The sequence below is a fragment of the Undibacterium sp. Ren11W genome (genome assembly GCF_049340485.1).
Classification (GTDB): domain Bacteria; phylum Pseudomonadota; class Gammaproteobacteria; order Burkholderiales; family Burkholderiaceae_D; genus Undibacterium.
In genome coordinates this window covers 112,776-128,673 of the sequence record NZ_JBMPPB010000001.1, presented here as the reverse complement: position 1 = coordinate 128,673, position 15,898 = coordinate 112,776, and the positions used below count along the sequence as shown (strand labels likewise).

Sequence of the window (15,898 nt, the reverse complement as noted above, 5' to 3'; positions counted from 1 at the left end):
CCGACTAAATTTTTACCAAGATCAAATTACTGACTCAGAGGTTAGTAATTATAAGGGCGTGTTCTTTTTTCCTCAATGACTTTTGAGTCATTAATTTATTTATTCCAATCATGTCCGTAGATCATTACGAAAATTTCCCAGTAGCATCGCTTTTAATGCCCGCACATTTACGACCAGCAGTCGCGGGTATATACGCCTTCGCCAGAAGCGCCGACGATCTTGCCGATGAAGGCGATGCCGCGTCGACACAACGTTTATTCGCGCTTGAGCAATATGAAAGTGAATTGAGCAAAATAGAATGCAGTGAGGATAGCGAACTTCAGTTATTTAAAAACTTAAGTAACATCATTGAGCAACATCATTTACCGCTAGCACCATTTCGAGACCTGATTTCAGCATTCAAGCAAGATGTCGTTAAGACCCGCTATCAAAATTTCGACGAATTACTGGATTATTGCAATCGATCTGCCAATCCAGTCGGTCGCATCATGCTCGGCCTGTATGGTGCATGCAGCACAGAAAACTTGCGCGATTCGGATGCCATCTGCTCGGCATTACAACTCATTAATTTTTGGCAAGACATTGCTATCGACTGGGAAAAGCAGCGTGTGTATGTGCCGCAAGAAGATCTGCAACGTTTTGGCATAAGCGAACAACAAATCGCTGCAGCGAAAATCGATGCGAGCTGGATAGCGCTGATGCGTTTTCAAACAAACAGAGCGCGCAGCTTGCTTATCCAAGGGAGTCCGCTTTGCCAGCGCTTACCGGGTCGAATAGGTTGGGAATTACGCCTGGTTGTGCAAGGTGGATTACGAATACTAGAACGACTCGATCAGATCGATGGCGACATATTCAAACAGCGCCCCAGATTGGGGAAGATCGACTGGATTTTACTCATGTTGCGTGCGATCAGAATGTAATTACGTCATCAAAAAACTAACACTGCGACAAATCTAACTCCAACACTAAGACCTGAGATTAAGACAGGTTTAGAAGTGGATTTATATCATTTACAAACTGTAAAAAATCACATTGCTTTAAACAACTCTCCCGACTTACACTAGCTCCTCATCAACTTTTGCAAATCAAGGGTAATTTACGTGCGCACTTGTATATTCCATATTGCACTACTAATATGCAGCTTATCTCTAAACGCCTGCACGGTCATAGCGATTGCCGATGTAGCAGTATCGACAACAGTTAAACTAGGCGGAGCAGTAGTAGGAACGGCCATTGATGTCACCAAGGCTGGGGTAGGCGCGGTCACCGGCAGTAGTAAATAGTCATACCAACTCAGCGTTTACCTCTACCCTATTTTTTACACTATGCCGACAGCCCAGCAAATTGCCGAACATCGCAAAGCCCAGAATGCGGCCAAATCTGTACTCGACAGATTACCAGAGGTCATTACTGCGCGTGACAGCGAACAAAGCATAGCGACCAAGGCGCATGAGATGCTCAGAGAGTTGGGCTATCCGGACACCTGGTATTACCACTGCCCTGCGTTAGTTCTACTTGGTTCGCGTAGTTGCCTGTCGGTATCGGGCAAAGCGTATCAACCCAGTGACGAAAAAGTTGGTTTATCCAATTTGATCACCATCGACCTTAGTCCTACGCATGAACAATACTGGGGCGATTGCGCACGCTCGTTTCCAGTTGAGCATGGCAGAGTTGCCGTACGACCTGAAAATATTGAATTCATGAATGGCATGCGTTTCCTAGAACAACTGCATCACAAGATGCTAAAGCAAGTGCATCCAGATACCAGTTTTGGGCAACTCTTTGAATGGAGCAATGTTTGCATTCGGGAAAGTGGCTTCGTCAATTTAGATTATAGAAGCAATGTCGGACACAGCATTGCGCTGCGCAAAGAAGACCGTCAATTTATCGAGGCGAATAATCAGGTAAAACTGGGGGATATTCCCTTCTTCAGTTTTGAACCTTTCGTGCGACTAAAAGGGGGAAACTGGGGCTTTAAACATGAAGATGTGTTTTTTTTCAATCAGGCCGGGATGCTGGAGGTGCTCTAACGCAAACGTGAGTTGCGATGCGAGACGGAAAAAGAGGCTAAGCGCTATGTGCTTAGCCTCTTTTTCCTATCAAAATCTAATTTAAATACAATTCACAGCAATAGTTGAGGCGATATTTGTTGTCGAATTTGGGAGCTTAGCAACTCCGCTGCCATTAGTAACCGTACAAGTTTGACCGACTGGTTGCGTAGTCACCTTCACATCAAAGCTAGTATTATCAAGCACGCTATCGTTAAACACATAGGCCGTAGCAGCAGTAGTGGCGGCAAAAGTGCTCATAGTGTAAGTGGCTGCAACACCATTCAGATTAGCCGTATTGGTCAAAGTCAAAAATAATCCCGCTTTTAAGCCAGTCACGGTGCCGCCAACAGTCACAGCTGGAACACAGCTGACAGCAAATTTAGGCATGCCAGCGATATTAGCGTTGTCGGCAGTACCTTCCCCACCTTGTACGCTACAGACTTGCGCTGCGGGCTGATACAACACAGAAACTGCGTATTTATATCCGCTCACCATGAAGTATGGCAAGGTGATCCCGTCGCTTTTTGTGTAAACGCCTTGATTAACAGGCAAAATCGTTGCATCAATCACCGGTGCATTCTTAGTGGCCAACGTCAAACGGGTATCTGCTACCAAACCTGTGATGCTGCCGGAAATAGGTACATTCGGCACGCATTTAACTTCAATATTCGTCACGGGTGTATCACCTGTCATTTGCCCTTTACCATTTAACACTGTGCAATTATCGGTATTTGGCTGGGTTCTCACGCTGATGACATAGGCCGCATTACTAGCCGCTTTAAAGTTAAACGGACCACTATCCACCATGTTAACAGTATAATTTCCTTCATTTTGCAGTATTAATAAGCTGCCTTTTGTGAGTCCGGTCACATTACCACCTACCGTGGTGTACACAAAACCACCGCAAGCGGCCAGACTCAAGACTGCGCCCATGCCGATCAGCAGGGCCTTATTTTTTGTGAGATTTTTTACTGTAACCAAGATAAATTCTGCCTTTAAAATAGACTGTGGCAACTGTCACTACACAAACCGAAAGTGAGAGATCGCCTTAAAAACTAATAGCCGCCAACGGCATGCGGAAAATTCATCAACGCGCAAGTGCCGCCAAGCTTAAATAGTCACATCAAATACTGAGCTCTCAGTATTGTACAGCAAGCTCCTCGCCTCACCCTAGTGCAAACATCTAGTGAAGATGTGTTCTACTTTGCTCGCAGACGCACTGCGCTGGAGCTACTTCGGTTAACATACTGAATTATCGCTACCGAGTTTGGGTAGCCAACCGCCCTAGCCATTTCAGCCAGCATGTCACCAGACGAATATTGCCAACAAAAAGCCGCCCAGAGCGGCTCCAGCTTCTATTACAGTTTCTTATTCCTACCTGTAGAAAGGCGGCGTGCCATCACCGCCCTGTATGCCTTCTGCAGAGAGGTCGATGATGTGGTTGATGACAGCATTGATGATGCGATTGCCCGTACCAAGCTCAACTGGTGGCGCAAAGAAATTAAAGCCATGCTGGCGGATCAGCCCACTCATCCGGTAACCAAAGCACTGTTGCCGCACATGAGCGCCTACGCGCTCGATGGCGCGCATCTGCTGGCGATCATCGACGGTATGGAAATGGATCTGAATCAAAACCGATACCTCGACTTCATCGCCCTGCAAAAATATTGCTGGCACGTGGCGGGCGTGGTCGGGATACTTTCTGCGAGTATTTTCGGCATAAAAAATGCGCGCACCAAAGAATTTGCCGAGAAGCTAGGCCTGGCATTGCAGATGACCAATATCATTCGCGATGTCGGCGAAGATGCACGTAAAGGTCGCATCTATCTGCCGGTCAATGAGCTGCAACAATTTAATGTTCCGGCCAATGACATCCTCAACAACCGCCACAGCAAAGAATTTGAAGCACTGATGCAGTTTCAGTATGCGCGCGCGCAAACTCTGTACGACGACGCCCTACTCGCCTTGCCACCAGAAGACCGCAGAGCCCAGCGTACCGGCCTGATCATGGCAGCGATCTACCGCGCCCTGCTGGTGGAAATTGAGCACGATGGTTTTCATGTATTGAATCAACGCATTTCACTCACGCCCCTGCGCAAACTATGGCTGGCCTGGAAGACTTACGTTCGTGGCTAAAAATACGCAAGGAAAAAAGATTGCCGTGATCGGTGCCGGTTGGGCTGGTTGCAGCGCCGCCACTCGCCTCACCGAACTCGGACATAATGTCACCCTGATAGAAGCGGCACGTACTCTGGGTGGGCGCGCCAGGCGCGTAGAGTTGCACGATTACGCACTCGATAACGGCCAGCACATCTTACTTGGTGCCTACAGCGAGACTCTTGCGCTGATGAAAGCCCTGGGCATAGACAGCGCCAGCGCCTTACTGACTTTGCCTCTGCAAATGTGCTACCCGGATACCGCGAGCGGCATGGAATTTATCGCGCCCAAACTACCGGCCCCACTGCATTTGCTGATCGCCTTACTCAAGGCCAAGGGCCTTAGCCGCGCAGATAAATTATCACTGGCCAGATTCTCCACTACGGCGCGCTGGATGGACTGGCAGCTCCATCAGGATTGCAGCGTCAGCGAACTCTTGCAGCGTTTCGATCAAACCGAAAAACTCTGCCGCCTGATGTGGGTGCCACTGTGCATTGCGGCCTTAAATACTCCGCCAGAACGGGCCTCAGCGCAAGTATTTTTAAATGTCTTGCGCGATAGCCTGGGCGCCAAACGCGCCGCTTCCGACATGCTGATTCCACGCCTGGATTTATCTAGCTTATTACCCGAGGCGGCGGCCAGACAGATACAGCAAAACGGCGGTAAAGTCTTGCTAGGCAATGCCGTCAAGAGTTTGACGCTAGCTGCCGATCAGCGCTGGCAATGTGAGGGCAGCCAGAGCGATCCTGCATTTGCACACCCCTGGGATGGCATCATCGTCGCCACCGATGCCGAACATGCAAAACGCTTGCTGGCGACTGTCAACAGTAAAGAGTTACCAGCACCCAGCATCAGCACCAATTTCAGCTACGAACCGATTACCACCTGCTATCTGCAATACCAGACCAGCCTGCAATTGCCACGCGCCTTTTATGCGTTGGAAGACGCGCCAGAACGACAGCACTGGGGCCAGTTTGTATTCGACCGCGGCCAGTTACATGCAAGCCAGCAAGGCTTACTTGCGGTAGTAGTCAGTGCCTCGGGCGCCGCGATAGAACACAGCCACGATGAGCTGGCCACCGCCATTGCCAAGCAACTGGCAACCAATTTTCAACGCGCCGATTTGGCGACCCCGCTCTGGCATAAAGTCATCTCCGAAAAGCGCGCCACTTACTCCTGCACCCCGGGACTCGTCCGGCCAGAGAATAAAACCAGTATCAGCACACTGTTCATCGCGGGCGACTACACTGCCGGCGACTATCCCGCCACCTTAGAAGCCGCAGTACGCGGCGGCAAGCAAGCCGCTAGCCAATTGCATCAGCAATTGCAGAAGTAAAAACGGCAGGCTTAAAAACCCGCCGCCCGTATCCGCGTCAACCGCTGGAACCTAATCCAAAAAAACAAACCTAGCATGCTGCCAGCGCGCATATCCCATGCGGGCTGCAGGCCTATGTGCTTGAAGAAGCGCATGGGATATGCGCGCTGGCAGGGCTAGCTTTTGGATTTGATCGACACATGTTCCAGCCTCCCGCTCAAATAAAAATCTGCGCGCCTTAGTAGCGCGACCAGCGCAAAGTGCGCCGTGTCGTTACTTTCTGGACTGGCGATACCCACTCTTAGCCTAGCTTGACGCAATTAAGAAAATCCAGGGAGTATTTTTAAGAGCGCTTATCTAATATGCGCAAATCACCATGAATTTGCTGATACTGGCAGGAGTATGACTAAGCAGCACAGGTCAGAAACTAGCATAAAGAAGTAGCGGCGCTGAAAGGTGGCGCAGGGGATTTAACCTCGAGTCCAGCGCGTAGGTTGGACCGCATCATCGTGCCCACGCTTAAGGCTCAAGCAACAACACGTTAAGCCCAGCAAACCAAAACCTCCATGCATCGATGTCGATTCATCTCTACTTGGGCACAAAAACGTGCCCACCCTACCTGGCTTAAAAACCCGCCGTTTTAGCCGCGTCAGCCAGTGAAACCTAAAACAAACATGCTGCCAGCGCGCATATCCCATGCGGCTCGCAGGCCAGCATGCTTGAAGAAGCACATGGGGTATGCGCGTTGGCAGAGGTCGCTTTAGATTTGTTCTACACAACTAAAGCCCCCAGTTCAAACAAAAGTCCGCGCGCCCTAGTAGCGCAAGCAGCGCAAAGTGGCCGTGTCGATACCGTCTGGACTGGCGATACCCACTCTTAGCCTAGCTTGATGCAATTAAGAAAATCCAGGGAGTATTTTTAAGAGCGCCCATCTGGCATGCGCGAATCACCATGAATTTGCTGATACTGGCAGGAGTATGGCTTAGCAGCGCAGGCCAGAATCTAGCAAAAGGGCGTAGCGGTAATGAGGGGCTTGAGTTGGAACTTAGACCTTGGAATTTAGCCGCCGTCGGAGCTGCGCGACTGGAATGACTGCTTAGGGTACTGGCGCCACCGCCAAACGCCATAAAAAACTAATGCACCAACCAAGCCATGAAGCGCAAAGATCGCCACCCCCTCTGCATAGGTGAACCACGCGTACGCAGTCGGAGCACCATTGACATAAGTTTCGACGTACTTGCCATGCCAGTTCTGCCCGGCCGAGTAGCCATCAAGACGACTAGGCCAAGAGGACGCAGCGGATAAGGCACCAAGCACAAAACCGACTATGGCAAGTGAACGCCAACTATCGCGACGAAGTTTTCGTAGCGCTAGAAATGCAGGAACACCAAGTATCAGTACTAGCGTCGCACTGACAGCCACCACCGCGAACAGCACGAAACCAATACCGTAATGCGACTGGGGAGACGAGAGATAGTCGGGCAAAATTCGCAAGAGAAGCAGCAGCGGCTGAACAGTAACCGCTGCAATAGCAGAAATCCAGATTTTCATTGTGTCCTAACGCAAAGATGAAGGGATCGCCTTCGTAAATTTAAAAGTATGTGAAGTCATCATTTGCGATTCCCTGTCCATCGTCCTGTTAACTCTGGACACTTTTTAAACGAAGAAAGTGTTTCATAAAAGAGCAAGTAAGTTCAAATACAAATTCGATCTCAGCCGTGATAACTGCATCGTCGTGTTTGACATAGGTATTTTGATACTTGGTGTAATAGTCGACAAGTCTCTCAAACATATTCGCCAATTGCGATGACCCTCCTCGGTCTTTAACGTATTGCCCTAGCAGAGAGATTTGATTCTCAAGCGACTTTTGGTTATTAAATAACCGCCGAACCAATAATTCGAGTGCCAAACGTAAATCATCAAGAGTATTGCGCCTAAAGACACCGTGGTCGTGTTTCTGAAGTGCCTCATCGAATAGCTTTTTGACTTCAGGGTGATCTGAAAGCCAGTGTTGGGTTTCGACTATGAGAGTTCTATGAATTGCTTCACTATTATCTTGATCGGCGAATTCATTGTACTCAGAGAACAGCTTTACTTTAAGCGTTACAAGTGAAGCGATACATCCATCAGGATTCAGACGATCACAGAGTTCGCGAATAATTTGATATTGCTGCTTTGGAGCGAAGCAAAGCAAGTTATCTAAAAGGGCTGTTCGTTTATTTGGCGATTCAAAAGGATAGCGCGCATGCGGAATATCGACCCCAAAGTCAGCAGCATAAGCGGACGTAATTTCAACGAGCTTTGAACCAGTGAGACCGCTGCTTGTCATCTCAGTGGCAGCAAAGGAAATAAAAGCGGTAGGAATACGGTCACGCATAGAACTTTCCTTGAGAGTTAATAGATATGTCCGTCACCGTGACGGGCGAATCGGACGAGTGAAGCATAAACCATTAAAAAGAAACTCTCGAAACCCGCTAGCAGACTAGCTTTGGAGAGTCTCACTTGGTTTTCAAGACCATTAAAAAAAACGTAAAACCCGTCAACATATTTTATTTCTATTGTACCAATTATATAGATTAAATTGAAATATTCTCTAGGAAGCATTTAAATCTAATAATCCGTAATCTTTACTTAGGTCTTCCATCGCCACAAGCGTATTGCGCCACATTGAATTTCCAAAACAGGTAGCGCTACTGCGCATAATCCATGCGCTTCTTCATGCACATAGGCCTGCGAGTGTGAAACGACAGGGTACTTGGCACTCCGCTTGATTTGGAACTGGTAGTGGGATAAGCCCGGCTGTACTGGGAAGAGGTGGAAAATCGGCTTGATTTACCGTTACTTCGTATTTGGCACTGATTTCTATTTTAACGCTGGTGCTTACGTTCCATTTGGAACTCAATAAAAGGAAGGTTAAGGCAATTGCCAGGCCAAAATGGCGTTTGCGCAAAGTAGTAAAAGCTTGTGGATAACTTGAGTCGTTTGCTGCTGGGGTTGCTTGGGCACCTGTCTTTCCGAATTTATAGACCGCCATAAATTCATCGCCTGTCGCCTTTTGAGCCTTTGCTAGCAAGCCCTTCAGCCTCGTAACTTCTTCATCATCCCCCATCAAACTGCATGCATTTCAACATTTTGCCGAAATGCAATATTATCAGATTGGATAACAACTTTAAGGGTTGATTTGAAGTAAAAGTGCTTTACAGTTAATTCAGATCAAGCGCGAAATTCAAAGAGCGTTAATTTTATCGGCTTTAACGCATCACCACCCGTAGCAGCTCTTGCAAGTCCTCGCCCGAGGCATCCTTTTGCAAGTACTTATAAAGGATGGCAACAATTTCCGCCTTCACCTCTGGCTCATCGATCACCAGGCCATTCTCCTTCAGATATTCGTCCAGGGCGCGCATGGCGGATGCTAGCTGCCTGGAATTGACAATCGCCCCATTCATGATCGCCCCCGCTACTGGGGCAGACTGTGCTTGCGGCGTAGTCGGGACTGCCTGACGCGGCATCGCCTCAGACGTCGGCAAATAACGCTCGGGTATCTCATACATCTTGCGCATACCACCCAGGCCAATCTTGGTCTCGTAGTGCCACCCTTCTTTTTGCGCTCGTGCGTGAATGCTTGGAATCGTTGTAGGTAACTCTGGCAATTTCAACTTTGCGATTTCTGACGCGGCATACATTTTTCTCGACACAAGACTTCCTCTCTTCTAACTGTTGCGTTTCCGTCGGTTATTTTTAAATCCAAAAAAGCAAAATATTCATATATAAATCAATGACTTGTTAATGCATTTGGCGAGGCGATACAAAAATTTAAGTCTTCTGATTAAAAAGATCTTTACAGAAGACTTCCTAAGACTTAATATGCATTCACTGACTAACCAAACAGGGGTAAGAAATGAATGCATTAAATGGCGTAAAAAAAACCGCACAAGGCGATTGGCATCGGGCGCAAGTCATCGCAGAACTTCATATGGCGGGCTGGTCAATGCGAAAGCTGTCGATGCAAAGCGGATACAAAGCCCAAACACTGGGCACTGCTTTGGACAAACCTTACCTCAGGGCGGAAAAAATCATTGCCGCCGCTATCGGTATTGCTCCCGAAGTCATCTGGCCTGAACGTTACGCAAAGCGCAATTTTACGCCCGTTTTACCCCTTTCATTGCGAAACACTCAAAACACTTCGCGGAATGTCATACCAGTTTCCGAACCACTTAACGCCGTTGCTGCTTAAGTCTGTTGCGATGACTGCATATTAATTAATTATTTTAAAAACTTCTACTAAGTTGTTTCCCGGAGTGAAAACCATGGTGTTAAGAAAAAGAAGCTGGAAGTCGCGCCGTGCCACCAGCCTGTCTGAGGCGGTAGAGATGTGCGTAGATTATGCCGCCGAGCAACGCCGTCCGACCAAGGTGCTGGCCGATTTGATGGGCGTAGAGCTAAAAACCCTGTACCGCTGGTTGGCGGAAACATCGATGCCACTGAACAAGGTACGGCAGTTTGAAACCTTTTGTGGCGCGACTTTCATCAGTGAATATTTGTGTATGGCACAGGGCGATAAGGTGGTGGTGGATATCCCCATGGGAAAAAAGGCGCATGTAACCGACCTGGCTGAGGTGCAAGGTAATTTTGCGGGAGTAATTGTTTTGCTGGCACGCTTTTATCAGCACGGCGACGCGGTGGAAGAAACCGTGGCGGCGATTACCACCACCCTGTCACAACTGGCGTATCAGCGCTGCAACGTGCTCAAGGCGGCGCAGCCAGAACTTGAACTTTTTGGAGAAATGTAATGGCTGAATGTCTTATTCCACCACCGCCACCACTCCCTACATCTACTGTGGAAATTAGTAAGCAAGTGGCGGTTGTTGCTAGCCAAGATTATGTCGAAGCAACGTGTAGTTATCGGAATCATCTAAGAGAGCAGCGAAGATTGCTACAGCTTCGTCATGTTTTTCCCCAGTCAGTGCAGCTGACTGACCAATCAGAAAATCACGATTCTTAGATGGATGAAAATGTTCTGTTTCGTCCAGATTGCTTAGTAACCATGCGATGACCATCGTTTGAGTGTCGATCTGATCTTGTAGTTGTTGGAACCGAAGATTTGTAACAAGCATAAATTCTTCTAATTTTTCCATGAGGGGTGTCCTGTGAAAGTGAATGTATTGCAGTTGAGCCTGCCTAGCCATTTTACTGGAACGAGACTACCTCTCACCTTATCAGGAGCCTTGGCATGAGCCAGGTAATTATTAAAACCCATTACAGCGCGGCAGAGTTGGCGGCCATGCGCTTGCCGGGCTTGCCTACGGTTGTTAGTAGCATGATTGCAAAAGGCGAGCGCGACGGCTGGACATTCAACGAAGTCAAAGGCCGTGGCGGCCTGCGCCGCGAATATGCACCACCAGCCGAAGTGATGACGGCGATCTATCAGAAAGCGACCCAGCACGCCGCCCCAGCGCTCGTCACACCAGCAACCACGGCAGTGGCAGTCGTCACGCCGGTGGATGCGCATAGCCTGAGTTCACGTCAGCTGACGGTAGAGCAAGCACGGGAGCGGATTGTGGCTTTTATCCAAGGCCACCCGCAAGGTGCCAAGGCCGCCGTAGCCTGGCTCAATACTGAAAAAGCCGCTGGTACGCTGGCTGGCACTATGGTGTGGGCGCTGGCCAATGCCTGGGACAAACCACGGGCTGGCCAGACATTAACGGCCAAGACGTATTACAACTGGCTGGCGCAAAAGAAGGAATTTGGCCGCTGTGCGCCCAAGAAGCCTGCCAAAGACATGACGATATTGCCCTGGCATGTGCTGGCTATCTCGCTTAAGCAAAGGCCGCAGGGGTCAATGATGGTCTGGATCGCTGAGCAGATTGCCGAGCAATGGCAAGAGTCCTGGGGCGATGCGCCACCGACTGTGCGGGCGGTGTCCTATTTTTTTAATGAGAAGTTTTCAGCACTGGATCAGCTGAAGGGACGCCATACCGGCTCTGCCATGCGCTCGCATATGGCTTCTACCCCACGCAGCAATGCCGGTTTGTCGCCATGGGAGATTGTGCATGCCGATGGCTGGAATACCCACTTTACGGCACCACACCCGGTCAGCGGCGAGTATGTAACCTATGAAGTCTGGCATGCACACGATGTGGCTACGCGCTATGTGCCGCCATATGGTATCGGCCTGACAGAAAACTTTGAAGTCATTTCATCGTGCATAGAAAACGCGATGCGCTTCGGCGGTGTGTTTGCCCTATTACAAACGGATTCGACAGGGGTCATCAAGAACAGTGAGCGCCTGAAAACCAATAGCGCCACCAGCTTGGCAGACCGCGCCGGTTTTACCATCATCCACCCAGTAGAAGTGGGTAACAGCCAGGCCAACGGGATAGCCGAAAATTTTAATAAGTACCTGGATCGCTGTAGCCGTGAACTAGCGACCTACCAGTCCAAGGATATGGATAGCCTGACGCTCAAGCGCGTTAAAAAGATCACGGCCAAGATGGTGGTGGCCAGCAACAAAGGTGACTTGGCTGAACGCGCCCAGCTCAAACGCGAAGCCGAGCGCATGGGCAAAGGCAAGGTGTTTGATAGCTATGCCGAGGCGCTGGCCTGGCTGGAAGAGAAGCGTATTGCGTTTAATCACAAGCCGCATAGCGCACTAGAACAGATACGTGATGCCAAGAGCGGAAAGCGCCGCCACCAAAGCCCACAAGAAGCGCTTGACGCCGCGAAGGCCGCAGGCTGGCAACCAGTAATGATTGACGAGCTGCATCTGGTGGACATGTTCTGGCAGCACACCCAGCGCAAAGTGATCCGCGCCACGGTACAGCCTTACGGCAAGATGAAATTCACCCATGGCGACCTGGCCAACTGGGAAGGCAAATTAGTCACCGTGGCCTTTGATGAGAACAACAGCGAACACGTCTGGGTAAAAGACAACCAGGGCACGATCATCTGCGAAGCACTGGCGGTGAAAGCAACACCGTATGCCAGCCAGACGGCGCTTGAAGCCGCTGTAGAAAAACGCAGCCTGGCACAGATAGCGCGCATCAATAAGAAAGCTGAAAACATCCGCTCCCGCATCCCTGGCACCGTGATTGAAAACGAGGGTGACTTTATTGAAGATAGCAAAACGCCCCGCCTTCAGACGATTGCCGATTTTATCGATGTGGTGCCGCACCAGGCCGCCGAGGCAAAACTGAATATCCTGGATTTTTTACCGGAAAAGAAAGAGGCAGAAAAAATGATGAGTTTTAACGACACGATGATGTGGCTACAGGAGGGCAAAGACGAGGCAGCGCAAGAAAATGCCGCTGCTTAACTAGAGATTAAGCAACGGCACCACCACTACTAACAACACTACCACTAACTACAAAGAAGGATTTTACATGAAACGTCACTACGTCAAAACTACGAATCACCAACGCTTTATGGCAGGTGTCACTGCCGTCGAGAATCGCGGCAGCCCTGAAGCCTGCATTTTGCTGCTGACGGGCAACCCTGGCACTGGCAAGAGTACTACCGTTGATCATTGGGGCAGTGAGCGCGACGCGATCTATCTGGAAGGCATGCCAGGCATGAGCATTACCTTTGTGCGTGACTACCTGTCCGACCAGACCGGTGTGCCACAGGGCAGCAAGTTTGCTCAGTATAAGGCGATGGTGGAACATTTTAGCCGTAGTGGCCAGCCCATCATTTTGGACGAGGCGCACCACGGCCTGGCGAATAAGGCCGAGTGTATCGAATACCTGCGCCGCATTGCCGAGCAAGCCAACGTGATCCTGGTACTGGTCTGCCATACCTCGGAACGGCACCGCTTCTCAGAAGAAAAACTGGCCCACATCGCCACCCGTATCTCTGATGCCCCGCAGTTACGCGCCGCCACGGTGGCCGACTGCGTGATTTACCTGAACGAGTTGTGCGAGGTGCAGGTCGATACCGGCGTGGCACAGCAGGTGTTTGAGCAATCATCCGGCCGCTACCGACTGATGGCCAATGCAGGCCGCACCCTGGAGGCGATTGCCGGCAAGTTAGGCAAGGCCAGCCTGACGGCGTCGGACATCAGCAAGATCGCCTTGTGCGAAGACGCCATGAAAGCCTTGAAGCGGGGACAAGGCAAATGAGGCCATATAAAAGAGTCGCGAGCGGCGGCCTGCGCCAGCGCAGCTGGTGGGTGATGCGCCGCCGCATCGTGTTCACCGTCCCCGAGTTGCTCTCCATCGTCACGGATGGCACAGAAACGAATAGCAGCAGCAATCTGGCGAAATATGTCAATTGCTTGATGCGTTACGGCGTGCTGCACGTCGATGCCAAATTGGCGGCAGTGGGCACGCAAGGCGGGCGCAAGTCTTATCGTTACCGCCTGGTGATTAATAACGGCCCGAAAGCGCCGGTATATCGCACGATCAGCAAAGAGCTATACGACCCTAACACCGATACCGTGTTTGCCTTGGTCAAGCCGAGTGAGGATGGCGATGAGTGAGCAACTTGATCCACGTGACCCGCGCATAGTCGCTCTGGCGCAAGAGGCGGTGGCGCGCCTGGGCAGCACCACCAAGGTGGCGTTGGCTATCGATGTCTCCAGGCCGTACCTATCGCGCTATCTGAACAACGATTTGGACGGCGTCAAGGATATAGAAAAACGCATCGCCGAGCATTTTGACCGCAGGGTGTGTCCGCATACCCAGATCGAGATCACGCCGAATGAATGCCACAGCCGCGCCAGAAGCCCCAAGCCGTTTGGCGGCAATGCCCGCCTGGCGTACTGGACTTGTTGTCAGTCTTGCCCGCATCAACCCGAACCATCATTCGATAAAGTAAAGGAGGCAGCATGAGTAAATCAATCTTACATATCAGGCCTGATGGCAAGGGTTACGCATTGGTGTGTGCCGTCACCGGAGCGAAAGATTACGTGGTCGCCGCACGCATTCCCAGAGAGGCATTTGCAAAGAAATTTGCCGCTGTGCCTGAACTGATCGACGCTGCCATTTTTGCCGCCAGTGTCATCAAGAGTAACGGCATGGTCGAACTGAGCGAACAGATGGCCTACCAGTATTTGGAAGAAGCCTTAACAGCTGCTGGTCATGTCATCGATACGCCAGCCATCAAAGAGACGCAGGGGGAAGCCGCATGAAAACCGCAAAATTAAATGCCGTGGCACAGCACGTCGTACTGAATACCTTAATTGCCAGCGCGAAGCGCATGCTGAAGCAATGGCAGATCTGGTGGATTGATAGCCAGTATCGTGCCCTCGGCGATTATGTCCAGGAGCTGCAAGTGAATCAAGTCGATGCAGAGCGCGCCCGTGTTGCCTTACTAATTCGTCGTGTTGTTATCCGTGCCGACATGCGTGACTTGGGAGGCAATTGAGATGAACGCCATTAAAAACATTGAAGTACTGCTCAGCCATGGCGAAACGCCCAGCTATAGCGAAATCGAAGCCGCGCTGGAACAAGCGCTGCGTGAGAGGAATTTTCACAAGCGCGCTGCTGAGGATCTGATCAATTGGATGTCTTCTCTGGTGACAGCGCAACTTTGTAGCGACACCGTGGCGGTCACCGACATCCTGGCTTGCTTTATTGAGAAGAATGTCAGGGTTGGTCGGCAGCATTCCAACGAGGTGCACTAATGAATCACTTTGAACCAAACGAACCCTGGCCACCGCCAGAACCGCAAGAGAAAAAACCACCGCAGCAACGTACCCCCATCGGCCCTACCGATGTTTAACTTAACACCAGGAGAACAGCAATATGGCAACCGCCCAAAAACAACGCATTAAAGCAGCAGCCCAGGTCTGGGTTGCCCAATCCCAGGACGACGCAGCCGCCACCATCCGTCAGATCGGTGAAACCAGCCGGATTGTCGCCCGCTTCACTGCCGACATGAATGACGAAATCGCGGCCATTACCCATAAATACCAGGCACTGATCACGCCCCAGCAAGAACGCTTGAAAGAAATGCAGTCCGGTGTGCAGACATGGTGCGAATCCAACCGCGACACGCTGACCAACGCTGGCCGCGTCAAGAGCTATAGCTTCATCACTGGATCAGTCATGTGGCGTCAAAGGCCGCCGAGCTGCTCGGTGCGCGGTGCCGATGCCGTGATCGATACCTTGAAACGCCTCGGCCTGACCCGCTTCATCCGCACCAAGGATGAAGTCAACAAGGAAGCCATCCTCAATGAACCGGCGGGCGTAGCTGGGGTAGCGGGAATTTCTGTAGTGACGGGCGTGGAAGATTTTGTAATCGAGCCGTTTGAGCAGGAAGCTTAATAGGTATTTCAGCGCCCGGGTGCAGGTGGCGCACATCTTCACCATATTTCCGGTAACAGCACCAGCCCATGCAGGGGTTCAACCTTTCCCTCTGTGAATGTGCCGAATGACCC

At 50.5% G+C, this 15,898-nt stretch carries 21 protein-coding genes; 15 read left to right on the top strand and 6 right to left on the bottom strand.

The features are described 5' to 3' along the window. The first annotated feature begins 110 nt into the window (after nt 1–110). Nucleotides 111–920, top strand: coding sequence for a squalene synthase HpnC (gene hpnC, locus ACO0K8_RS00680; RefSeq protein ID WP_422944705.1), 810 nt, complete (start codon nt 111–113; stop codon nt 918–920). Between the two features lie 405 nt (nt 921–1,325). Beyond that, complete coding sequence (locus ACO0K8_RS00675) at nt 1,326–2,030, top strand: M24 family metallopeptidase (RefSeq protein ID WP_422944704.1); 705 nt, start codon at nt 1,326–1,328, stop codon at nt 2,028–2,030. Nucleotides 2,031–2,111: 81 nt separating this feature from the next. Here the strand turns inward: ACO0K8_RS00675 and ACO0K8_RS00670 are convergent, their stop codons facing one another. Continuing rightward, the gene (locus tag ACO0K8_RS00670) at nt 2,112–3,032 is read right to left on the bottom strand and encodes a hypothetical protein (RefSeq protein WP_422944703.1); all 921 of its coding nucleotides are present in this window, start codon (nt 3,030–3,032) and stop codon (nt 2,112–2,114) included. Nucleotides 3,033–3,353: 321 nt separating this feature from the next. Between ACO0K8_RS00670 and hpnD the strand changes: the two genes are divergently transcribed. From hpnD to ACO0K8_RS00655, 3 genes are all read left to right on the top strand, one after another. Beyond that, nucleotides 3,354–4,187: a presqualene diphosphate synthase HpnD gene (gene hpnD / locus ACO0K8_RS00665; RefSeq protein ID WP_422944702.1), complete on the top strand. Its 834-nt coding sequence runs from the start codon at nt 3,354–3,356 to the stop codon at nt 4,185–4,187. Beyond that, the gene (gene hpnE / locus ACO0K8_RS00660; RefSeq protein WP_422944701.1) at nt 4,180–5,544 is read left to right on the top strand and encodes a hydroxysqualene dehydroxylase HpnE; all 1,365 of its coding nucleotides are present in this window, start codon (nt 4,180–4,182) and stop codon (nt 5,542–5,544) included. Before hpnD ends, hpnE begins: the two co-directional genes overlap by 8 nt. 694 nt (nt 5,545–6,238) lie before the next feature. Then, entirely contained in the window at nt 6,239–6,403 is a 165-nt protein-coding gene (locus ACO0K8_RS00655; RefSeq protein ID WP_422944700.1) for a hypothetical protein, read from the top strand. A 179-nt stretch (nt 6,404–6,582) separates the two neighbouring features. On the opposite strand, the gene ACO0K8_RS00650 is transcribed toward ACO0K8_RS00655, so the two are convergent. From ACO0K8_RS00650 to ACO0K8_RS00635, 4 genes are all read right to left on the bottom strand, one after another. Then, nucleotides 6,583–7,074, bottom strand: a complete 492-nt coding sequence (locus ACO0K8_RS00650) for a hypothetical protein (protein ID WP_422944699.1) — start codon at nt 7,072–7,074, stop codon at nt 6,583–6,585. An 88-nt stretch (nt 7,075–7,162) separates the two neighbouring features. Beyond that, nucleotides 7,163–7,900, bottom strand: a complete 738-nt coding sequence (locus ACO0K8_RS00645) for a hypothetical protein (RefSeq protein ID WP_422944698.1) — start codon at nt 7,898–7,900, stop codon at nt 7,163–7,165. A gap of 339 nt (nt 7,901–8,239) precedes the next feature. Then, complete coding sequence (locus ACO0K8_RS00640) at nt 8,240–8,632, bottom strand: hypothetical protein (RefSeq protein ID WP_422944697.1); 393 nt, start codon at nt 8,630–8,632, stop codon at nt 8,240–8,242. A gap of 142 nt (nt 8,633–8,774) precedes the next feature. Then, nucleotides 8,775–9,218 carry a hypothetical protein gene (locus tag ACO0K8_RS00635; RefSeq protein WP_422944696.1) on the bottom strand — a complete coding sequence of 148 codons (444 nt, stop codon included), beginning with the start codon at nt 9,216–9,218 and terminating at the stop codon, nt 8,775–8,777. Between the two features lie 203 nt (nt 9,219–9,421). Here ACO0K8_RS00635 and ACO0K8_RS00630 point away from each other — a divergent pair, with 203 nt between their 5' ends. Then, nucleotides 9,422–9,757: a helix-turn-helix domain-containing protein gene (locus ACO0K8_RS00630; protein ID WP_422944695.1), complete on the top strand. Its 336-nt coding sequence runs from the start codon at nt 9,422–9,424 to the stop codon at nt 9,755–9,757. Nucleotides 9,758–9,830: 73 nt separating this feature from the next. Next, complete coding sequence (locus ACO0K8_RS00625) at nt 9,831–10,313, top strand: hypothetical protein (protein WP_422944694.1); 483 nt, start codon at nt 9,831–9,833, stop codon at nt 10,311–10,313. 78 nt (nt 10,314–10,391) lie between these two features. Here ACO0K8_RS00625 and ACO0K8_RS00620 read toward each other — a convergent pair whose 3' ends face one another. After that, a complete protein-coding gene (locus ACO0K8_RS00620) occupies nt 10,392–10,658 on the bottom strand; it encodes a hypothetical protein (protein WP_422944693.1) in 267 nt (88 codons plus the stop codon). A 95-nt stretch (nt 10,659–10,753) separates the two neighbouring features. On the opposite strand from ACO0K8_RS00620, the gene ACO0K8_RS00615 reads away from it, so the two are divergent. From ACO0K8_RS00615 to ACO0K8_RS00580, 8 genes are all read left to right on the top strand, one after another. After that, nucleotides 10,754–12,835, top strand: a complete 2,082-nt coding sequence (locus ACO0K8_RS00615) for a Mu transposase C-terminal domain-containing protein (protein WP_422944692.1) — start codon at nt 10,754–10,756, stop codon at nt 12,833–12,835. 67 nt (nt 12,836–12,902) lie between these two features. Continuing rightward, complete coding sequence (locus tag ACO0K8_RS00610) at nt 12,903–13,637, top strand: AAA family ATPase (RefSeq protein ID WP_422944691.1); 735 nt, start codon at nt 12,903–12,905, stop codon at nt 13,635–13,637. Further along, nucleotides 13,634–13,996, top strand: a complete 363-nt coding sequence (locus ACO0K8_RS00605) for a hypothetical protein (RefSeq protein WP_422944690.1) — start codon at nt 13,634–13,636, stop codon at nt 13,994–13,996. The genes ACO0K8_RS00610 and ACO0K8_RS00605 overlap by 4 nt, the downstream gene beginning before the upstream one ends. Next, nucleotides 13,989–14,348, top strand: coding sequence for a hypothetical protein (locus ACO0K8_RS00600; protein WP_422944689.1), 360 nt, complete (start codon nt 13,989–13,991; stop codon nt 14,346–14,348). The genes ACO0K8_RS00605 and ACO0K8_RS00600 overlap by 8 nt, the downstream gene beginning before the upstream one ends. Beyond that, entirely contained in the window at nt 14,345–14,647 is a 303-nt protein-coding gene (locus ACO0K8_RS00595) for a hypothetical protein (RefSeq protein WP_422944688.1), read from the top strand. Before ACO0K8_RS00600 ends, ACO0K8_RS00595 begins: the two co-directional genes overlap by 4 nt. After that, the gene (locus tag ACO0K8_RS00590) at nt 14,644–14,883 is read left to right on the top strand and encodes a hypothetical protein (protein WP_422944687.1); all 240 of its coding nucleotides are present in this window, start codon (nt 14,644–14,646) and stop codon (nt 14,881–14,883) included. The genes ACO0K8_RS00595 and ACO0K8_RS00590 overlap by 4 nt, the downstream gene beginning before the upstream one ends. A gap of 1 nt (nt 14,884) precedes the next feature. After that, nucleotides 14,885–15,142: a hypothetical protein gene (locus tag ACO0K8_RS00585; RefSeq protein WP_422944686.1), complete on the top strand. Its 258-nt coding sequence runs from the start codon at nt 14,885–14,887 to the stop codon at nt 15,140–15,142. A 121-nt stretch (nt 15,143–15,263) separates the two neighbouring features. After that, nucleotides 15,264–15,785 carry a host-nuclease inhibitor Gam family protein gene (locus ACO0K8_RS00580; protein WP_422944685.1) on the top strand — a complete coding sequence of 174 codons (522 nt, stop codon included), beginning with the start codon at nt 15,264–15,266 and terminating at the stop codon, nt 15,783–15,785. Nucleotides 15,786–15,898: the final 113 nt, after the last annotated feature.

What these genes read in the sequence shown, in the direction of transcription:
- hpnC (WP_422944705.1), top strand. Translation starts at nt 111, where the DNA reads ATGTCCGTAGATCATTACGAAAATTTCCCAGTAGCATCGCTTTTAATG.
- ACO0K8_RS00675 (WP_422944704.1), top strand. Translation starts at nt 1,326, where the DNA reads ATGCCGACAGCCCAGCAAATTGCCGAACATCGCAAAGCCCAGAATGCG.
- hpnD (WP_422944702.1), top strand. Translation starts at nt 3,354, where the DNA reads ATGTCACCAGACGAATATTGCCAACAAAAAGCCGCCCAGAGCGGCTCC.
- ACO0K8_RS00655 (WP_422944700.1), top strand. Translation starts at nt 6,239, where the DNA reads ATGCTTGAAGAAGCACATGGGGTATGCGCGTTGGCAGAGGTCGCTTTA.
- ACO0K8_RS00650 (WP_422944699.1), bottom strand. Translation starts at nt 7,074, where the DNA reads ATGAAAATCTGGATTTCTGCTATTGCAGCGGTTACTGTTCAGCCGCTG.
- ACO0K8_RS00645 (WP_422944698.1), bottom strand. Translation starts at nt 7,900, where the DNA reads ATGCGTGACCGTATTCCTACCGCTTTTATTTCCTTTGCTGCCACTGAG.
- ACO0K8_RS00640 (WP_422944697.1), bottom strand. Translation starts at nt 8,632, where the DNA reads ATGGGGGATGATGAAGAAGTTACGAGGCTGAAGGGCTTGCTAGCAAAG.
- ACO0K8_RS00630 (WP_422944695.1), top strand. Translation starts at nt 9,422, where the DNA reads ATGAATGCATTAAATGGCGTAAAAAAAACCGCACAAGGCGATTGGCAT.
- ACO0K8_RS00625 (WP_422944694.1), top strand. Translation starts at nt 9,831, where the DNA reads ATGGTGTTAAGAAAAAGAAGCTGGAAGTCGCGCCGTGCCACCAGCCTG.
- ACO0K8_RS00620 (WP_422944693.1), bottom strand. Translation starts at nt 10,658, where the DNA reads ATGGAAAAATTAGAAGAATTTATGCTTGTTACAAATCTTCGGTTCCAA.
- ACO0K8_RS00615 (WP_422944692.1), top strand. Translation starts at nt 10,754, where the DNA reads ATGAGCCAGGTAATTATTAAAACCCATTACAGCGCGGCAGAGTTGGCG.
- ACO0K8_RS00610 (WP_422944691.1), top strand. Translation starts at nt 12,903, where the DNA reads ATGAAACGTCACTACGTCAAAACTACGAATCACCAACGCTTTATGGCA.
- ACO0K8_RS00605 (WP_422944690.1), top strand. Translation starts at nt 13,634, where the DNA reads ATGAGGCCATATAAAAGAGTCGCGAGCGGCGGCCTGCGCCAGCGCAGC.
- ACO0K8_RS00600 (WP_422944689.1), top strand. Translation starts at nt 13,989, where the DNA reads ATGAGTGAGCAACTTGATCCACGTGACCCGCGCATAGTCGCTCTGGCG.
- ACO0K8_RS00595 (WP_422944688.1), top strand. Translation starts at nt 14,345, where the DNA reads ATGAGTAAATCAATCTTACATATCAGGCCTGATGGCAAGGGTTACGCA.
- ACO0K8_RS00590 (WP_422944687.1), top strand. Translation starts at nt 14,644, where the DNA reads ATGAAAACCGCAAAATTAAATGCCGTGGCACAGCACGTCGTACTGAAT.
- ACO0K8_RS00585 (WP_422944686.1), top strand. Translation starts at nt 14,885, where the DNA reads ATGAACGCCATTAAAAACATTGAAGTACTGCTCAGCCATGGCGAAACG.
- ACO0K8_RS00580 (WP_422944685.1), top strand. Translation starts at nt 15,264, where the DNA reads ATGGCAACCGCCCAAAAACAACGCATTAAAGCAGCAGCCCAGGTCTGG.